Raw genomic sequence first — 6801 nt, 5'->3', positions numbered from 1 at the left:
CGCTGCCGTTGGCGGCGGCGTTCTTCACGTCGGCCAGGGTGACCACGCCGTCGGCGCCGGTCGGCTTCACGCGGGTGAGGTCGACCTTGAGCTTCTTGGCGAGCGCGCGCACCGCCGGCACGGCCTTCACGCCGCCGACGCTCGAGGCCTGTTCCACGTGCACGTGGCTGCCGGAGATCATCGCGCCGACCACGGTGCCTTCGTCTTCGCGATCGGCTGCGCCGTTGCTGTCGATCTCGCCGCCTTCATCGGAGGCGACCACCTTCTTGCCCTGGTCCGGGGCCGGACTGCCGGCGCCCTTCTTCGGGCCGTGGTGATGGCCGGTCGACTCGGCCTCGGCGCGCTGCTTGGCGTTCGGGTCGGGCTCGAACTCGGCCAGCGCGGCGCCCGTCTCGATGATGTCGCCGGCGGCGCCGTGCAGCTTGGTGACCTTGCCGGTGTAGGGCGAGGGTACGTCGACGACAGCCTTGGCGGTTTCCATCGACACCAGCGGGGCGTCGAGCTTGATGGTGTCGCCTTCCTTCACGTGCCACTCGACGATGGTCGCGTCGGGCAGGCCTTCGCCGAGGTCGGGCAGGTAGAACGTCTTGATGTCGGCCATGATTCTGATTCCGTGGTCAGGCGGAGAATTTCATTTTGCGTCATCCCGGCGCAGGCCGGGATCCAGTAGCGGTGTCGCCAGGTTGTCACGAAGCGTTCGTGTGCTTCGCACGCGTTGTTCACTGGATTCCGGCCTACGCCGGAATGACGTTTCGTTGAAGGGTTCGGTTACGACGCCGCCAAGGCGCGCTTGGCGGCTTCCACCACGCGCTCGGTGCTCGGCAGGTACTTCATTTCCAGGCGGAACAGCGGAATGTGCGTGTCGAAGCCGGTGACGCGCTCGACCGGGGCCAGCAGGTCGTACAGGCATTCCTCGGCGATGCGCGCGGCGATTTCCGCGCCGAAGCCGGCGGTCTTCGGGGCTTCGTGCACGATCACGCAACGGCCCGTCTTCTGCACCGACTCGGCGATGGTGTCGAAGTCGAGCGGAGTCAGCGTGGCCACGTCGATCACTTCGGCGCTGATGCCTTCCTCGGCCAGCGCGTCGGCGGCTTCCAGCGCTTCCTTCACCTGGGCGCCCCAGGTGACGATGGTGACGTCGGTGCCGTCGCGCAGCACGAAGCACACGTCCAGCGGCAACGCCTCGCCGTCATCGGGCACTTCTTCCTTGTACTGGCGGTAGATGCGCTTGGGCTCGAAGAACATCACCGGATCCGGATCGCGGATGGCCGCCAGCAGCAGGCCGTAGGCGCGCGCGGGCGAGGAGGGCATCACCACGCGCAGGCCGGGGATGTTGGTGAACAAGTGCTCGTTCGCTTCCGAGTGGTGCTCCGGCGCGCGGATGCCGCCGCCCCACGGGGCGCGCCACACGGCCGGTACGGTGATGCGGCCACGGGTGCGGTTGCGCAGGCGCGCGGCGTGGCAGGCGATCTGCTCCATCATGGGGTAGATGAAGCCTTCGAACTGCGCCTCGGCCACCGGCTTCATGCCCTGGGCAGCCATGCCCACGGTGACGCCGGCGATGGTGGTTTCGTCCAGCGGCGTGTCGAGCACGCGCAGTTCGCCGAACTTTTCCTGCAGGCCCTGGGTGGCGCGGAACACGCCACCATTGACGCCGACGTCCTCGCCCAGCACCACGACGCTGTCGTCGTGGGCCATTTCATACGCGAGCGCCTGGGTGACGGCTTCGATGAGAGTGATCTGTGCCATGGCTTAGTGGGCCTTCTTGTCGAGCGAAATGGCGAGATCGCGCTGCTTGGCGAGATCGGCGGGGACTTCGGCGAAGGTGTAGTCGAACATCGCCGTGACCGGCTGGGTCTTGGTCTCGAGGTAGGCATTCACCTCGTTGTCCATCCATTCGTCGCACTCGGCCTTCCAGGCCTCTTCCTTGGCGTCGTCCCACACGCCCTTGGCCACCAGCCAGTTGCGCAGGCGCTTCATCGGCTCCTTCGCCCAGGCGTCCTTCACTTCCTGCTCGCCACGGTAGCGGCGGGCGTCGTCGGCGGTGGTGTGGTCGGAGAGGCGGTAGGTCACCAGCTCCAGCACGCTGCCGCCCTCGCCGTTGCGGGCGCGGTCCAGGGCGTCGCCCATGGCCTTGCGCACGGCGATGATGTCGTTGCCATCCACCTGGATGCAGTGCAGGCCGGCCGCGATGCCCTTTTGCGCCAGCGTCGGGGCGCCCGACTGGATCTTGCGCGGCACCGAGATGGCCCACTGGTTGTTGACGATCACCGCCACCATCGGCAGGTTCTGCGCGCCGGCGATGTTGATGGCGCCGTAGAAGTCGCCCTTGGACGAACCGCCGTCACCGATGGTACACACGGCCACGCGCTTCTCGTTGCGGATCTTGAACGCCAGCGCGGAGCCGGCGGCATGCAGGCACTGCGTGGCGATCGGCACCGACCAGGCGAAGTCATGGCGCGCCGGTTCCTTCTGGTAGTCGTTGCCGCGCTCGTCGCCGCCCCAGTACATGTACACCTCGCGCGGCTGCACGCCGCGGTAAAGCTGGGCGCCGTATTCGCGGTAGCTCGGCGCGAACACGTCTTCGGGCTTCATGGCGCTGCCGATGCCCACGTGGGCGGCCTCGTGGCCCAGGCAGCTGGCGTAGGTGCCCAGCTTGCCGGTGCGCTGCAGGGCGACCGACTTGGCGTCGAACACGCGGGTCGACATCATCAGCTTGTACAGCTCGACCATGTGGTCGAGGTCGTTGGCGAAGGCAGGCAGATCGTCACGAACCTGCTTGCCTTCCGCATCGAGATACTGCAGGTATTCGATTTCGAACTTGGCGGCGATGGACACAACTCGCTCCCGGAGAGAGTTAAGAGGGATCTGGGGTGCCGGGGCGGCGGTGGCCCATCCAGTGGGGCCAGCGGCACGGATAAGGCCCTGAGCAAGACCAAAATTGTTACAGGGCGCCATGTTGCGCCGCAAGGCACGGTGCAGCATGCGCCCTCGTACGGGGCCGGCCCGCACACGGGTTACCATGCGACTTTTCCGCACGCCGGATCGACATGACCGAGAACCAGCGCGACCTTGAGGCCGGTATCGAACTCGACCTGAATGGGCGACTGACCTATGGCGGCTACCTGCGGCTGGACCAGCTGCTTACCGCGCAGCATCCGCTGAGCGACCCGCCGCATCACGACGAAATGCTTTTCATCGTGCAGCACCAGGTGGCCGAGCTGTGGATGAAGCTGATCATCCACGAGCTCAAGGCCGCCATCGCCAGCCTGCGCCGCGACGATCTCGACCCCTGCCTGAAGATCCTGGCGCGCGTGAAGCAAGTTCAGCGACAGCTGTTCGAGCAGTGGGGCGTGCTGGAGACGCTGACGCCGTCGGAATACCTGGAATTCCGCGGCGTGCTGGGCTCCTCCTCGGGTTTCCAGTCGCTGCAGTACCGCAAGATCGAATTCCTGCTGGGCAACAAGAACGCGCAGATGCTGCAGGTGTTTGCGTACGACCCGACGGCCCAGGCCGAGCTGCGCGCGGTGCTGGAAGCGCCCAGCCTGTACGACGAATTCCTGATGTACCTCGCGCGCCGCGGTCATGCGGTGCCCGCCGAACTGGTCCGGCGCGACTGGTCGCAGCCGTACAGGCGGCATGCGGATCTGCTCCCGGTGCTCAAGCGCATCTACGAGAACCGCTCGACGTACTGGCCCGAGTACCACATGTGCGAACAGCTGGTGGATATGGAGGGCAGTTTCCAGCTCTGGCGTTTCCGCCATATGAAAACCGTGGAACGGATCATCGGGCACCGGCGCGGCACCGGGGGTTCCTCCGGCGTGGCTTTCCTCAAGAAAGCGCTGGAACTGGAGTTTTTCCCCGAACTGCTCGACGTGCGCACCGAGCTGGGCAGCTGAGCCGTTCCCATCGTTCATCGGCGCCTGGGCGCCAATACTTGCGATCCATCACCCGGCCGGCGCGTCGCGCCGGTCTGCTTTCAAGGGGCCTGCATGAGCCACACCGCTGAAACCACACCCGCGTCGGTGCCCGATTTCCCGCAGACGATGGGGCATCCGCGTCCGTTGTGGATGCTGTTCATGACCGAGTTCTGGGAGCGCTTCGCGTTCTACAGCGTGAGCTGGGCGCTGGCGCTGTACATCGTGGCGCACTTCTTCAACGGCGACCCGTCGGGCGAAGCCTGGGCCAGCAAGATCTACGGCGCCTACACCGCGCTGATCTACGCCACCAGCATCTTCGGCGGCTACGTGGCCGACAAGGTGATCGGCTACCAGCGTTCGATCCTGATCGGCGCGCTGGTGATGGCGCTGGGCCTGTTCGTGGTGATGCTGCCGGGCAAGGAGATCTTCCTGTTCGGCCTGGCCATGGTCGTGGTGGGCAATGGCCTGTTCAAGCCGAACATTTCCTCGATGGTCGGCCAGCTCTACGGCCCCGGGGACGAGCGCCGCGATCGCGGGTTCACCCTGTTCTACATGGGCATCAACGGCGGTGCGCTGCTGGCGCCGCTGCTCACCGGCTGGCTCGCCAGCCACTTCACCGACACGCCGGCGCAGGAGAACTATCGCATCGTGTTCGGCGCCGCCGGCGTGGGCATGGCGCTCAGCCTGTTCTGGTTCTGGTTCGGCCGCCGTGGCCTGAAGCACGTCGGCCGCCCCGCGCCGGAGGCCGCAAGCCGCATGCGCGTGGTGTGGGTGCTGGTGGCCGTGGCGGTGGCGGTGCCGCTGGTCTACCTGCTGCTGGCCTTCATCGGCGCGAACGGCCTGCAGTGGCTGCTGAGCCTGCTGTTCGTCGGCGTGGCCGCGATGCTGATCGTGGAGGCGATCCGCCACGACCGCGTGCAACTGGAGCGCGTGATCGCGATGCTGATCATCTTCGCCTTCAACATCCTGTTCTGGATGATGTATTTCCAGCTTGGCACCTCGTTCAACTTCCTCGCGGCCAACATGGTCGATCGCCAGATGTTCGGCGGCTGGGAGTTCCCGGTGGGTTGGTTCCAGTCGGTGAGCCCGGTGGCGATCATCGTGCTGGCGCCGGTGGTGACCCAGGTGTGGTCGTTGCTGGCGCGCCGGCACAGGGAGCCGTCGATCCCGCGCAAGTTCGGTTTCGGCCTGGTCTTCAACGGCCTGGGCTTCACCGCGCTGATATACGCGTTGACCTATTCGGTCGACAGCCGCGGCCTGATCCCGTTCTGGCCGCTGACCGCCTGCTACGTGCTGCAGACCATCGGCGAGCTGTGCCTGTCGCCGATCGGCTTGTCGATGGTGACCAAGCTGGCGCCTCCGCGCCTGGTGGGCGTGGCGATGGGTGGCTGGTTCCTGTCGATGGCCGTGGGCGGCAACCTCTCCGGCCTGCTGGCTGGCCAGATCAGCGGCGAGAGCGGCATGACCGCCGCCTCGGCGCTGGCCGGCTTCACGTTCAGTTTCTGGCTGCTGGCGGGCGCCGGCGTGTTGCTGCTGCTGATTTCACCGCTGATCAACCGGCAGATGCACGGCGTGCGCTGAGCGCTGTACTTTTTTGCGCCCTTTCCCCCCGGGGAGAGGGCGGGGTGAGAGGCCAACTGGCGACGCCACCTGGCCAGGGCGCTTTCCCTGCTTTCGAGTTGCGACGACCGCGCAACCGGGCTTGCCTGCGGGGAATCCCTGAGGGGGGGCGGGCGAGCCGCTGCCCTAGCCCGAGTCACAAGCCATCCCTTGTGTAGGAGCGCACCCTGTGCGCGACAGCCTTTCGCGGTGGGCTGCATGGTTGTGGCTTTTGTTTGAGCGCAGGTGTAGCCCTTCGGTAGCTCCGCTACCGCCAGGTTGCCGCCTACGCAGCGGGCGTTTCGACGTCCTGCCGGCCGCCGAGTCACTTTTCTTTGGGTCTTAGGAAGCAAACGCTGCGCTGAGAGCAGCTATCTTCCTGATATGTCAACGAAAAACAGGTACTTTTTCCGTTCGAAAATCAGCGAGGCCCGTTTTCGGGCCCTGATGCGCTGTTTTGCACTCGATTTGACCGCCACCACAGCCGCTCAATTGACGGGCCTGAGCGTGCGTTCGGTCAACGCGATTTTCCTCGGCGTGCGTCGCCGCATGGCCGAGGAATGCGAACGCCGTTCGCCCTTTCATGGCGAAGTGGAAGTGGATGAATCGTTCTTCGGACCGTGGCGCGTGCGTGGCAAACGGGGGCGTGGTGCCTACAAGAAAACTATCGTCTTCGGCATGCTCAAACGCGACGATTGTGTCTATACCCAGATCGTCCCCAACTGCCGTGCCATCACGCTACAGGCCGTGATTCGTGGGCATGTGGCGCTCGACAGCACCATTCTGTCGGACTGCTTGAACAGCTACGACGGCCTGGTGGATTTGGGTTATGCCAAACACCTGCGCATTCGTCATAGCGAAGATCATTTCGCTGACGGACCTAATCACATCAATGGCATCGAAAGCTTCTGGAGCTATGCGAAGCGACGGCTCGCCGAGTTCAATGGGTTATCCAAACGGACCTTTCCGCTTCATCTGAAGGAATGCGAATACCGCTTCAACCATCGACATGAAGATCTCTATCGGGTCATCCTGGCAATGTTGCGTGACCACCCCATTTAGCCGCGTTTGCTTCCTAAGACCCTTTCTTTTGCTGGCCCAAAAGAAAAGTAACCCAAAGAAAATGGCCTTCAGAGCCAGGGCTCATAGCGATATGCGGGATAGGAGCGTCGGACGACTGAGGCGAACCGGATGCGCTCGTTACTACCTCAAACGAAGCGGCTACACCGCCACGCGCCGAGGCGAAGAGGACTCAAGGCAACGTCGTTGAGCCGTGAGGGGA

At 64.8% G+C, this 6801-nt stretch carries 6 protein-coding genes; 3 read left to right on the top strand and 3 right to left on the bottom strand.

The genetic code is table 11. The features are described 5' to 3' along the window. The 3 genes from JMF82_RS21355 to pdhA all read right to left on the bottom strand — a co-directional run. Positions 1-601: biotin/lipoyl-containing protein (locus JMF82_RS21355; protein WP_201316540.1), on the bottom strand; the 601-nt coding region annotated here is incomplete at its 3' end. Between the two features lie 167 nt (positions 602-768). Next, positions 769-1749 carry an alpha-ketoacid dehydrogenase subunit beta gene (locus JMF82_RS21350; RefSeq protein ID WP_201316539.1) on the bottom strand — a complete coding sequence of 327 codons (981 nt, stop codon included), beginning with the start codon at positions 1747-1749 and terminating at the stop codon, positions 769-771. Between the two features lie 3 nt (positions 1750-1752). Further along, on the bottom strand, positions 1753-2838 hold the full coding sequence (gene pdhA / locus JMF82_RS21345; protein WP_201316538.1) for a pyruvate dehydrogenase (acetyl-transferring) E1 component subunit alpha: 1086 nt from the start codon (positions 2836-2838) through the stop codon (positions 1753-1755). 206 nt (positions 2839-3044) lie between these two features. On the opposite strand from pdhA, the gene JMF82_RS21340 reads away from it, so the two are divergent. The 3 genes from JMF82_RS21340 (at position 3045) to JMF82_RS21330 (ending at position 6581) form a co-directional block, all read left to right on the top strand. After that, positions 3045-3899 (top strand): tryptophan 2,3-dioxygenase family protein, encoded by an 855-nt coding sequence (locus JMF82_RS21340; protein WP_201316541.1) that lies wholly within the window; start codon positions 3045-3047, stop codon positions 3897-3899. 93 nt (positions 3900-3992) lie between these two features. Beyond that, entirely contained in the window at positions 3993-5501 is a 1509-nt protein-coding gene (locus JMF82_RS21335) for a peptide MFS transporter (RefSeq protein WP_201316537.1), read from the top strand. A 402-nt stretch (positions 5502-5903) separates the two neighbouring features. Beyond that, positions 5904-6581, top strand: coding sequence for an IS1595 family transposase (locus JMF82_RS21330; protein WP_201316536.1), 678 nt, complete (start codon positions 5904-5906; stop codon positions 6579-6581). Positions 6582-6801 lie beyond the last annotated feature (220 nt).

Origin of the sequence: Dyella sp. EPa41, from assembly GCF_016586165.1 — a bacterium.
Taxonomy (GTDB): Bacteria; Pseudomonadota; Gammaproteobacteria; order Xanthomonadales; family Rhodanobacteraceae; genus Dyella.
This window is presented reverse-complemented; position numbering and strand designations above follow the sequence as displayed.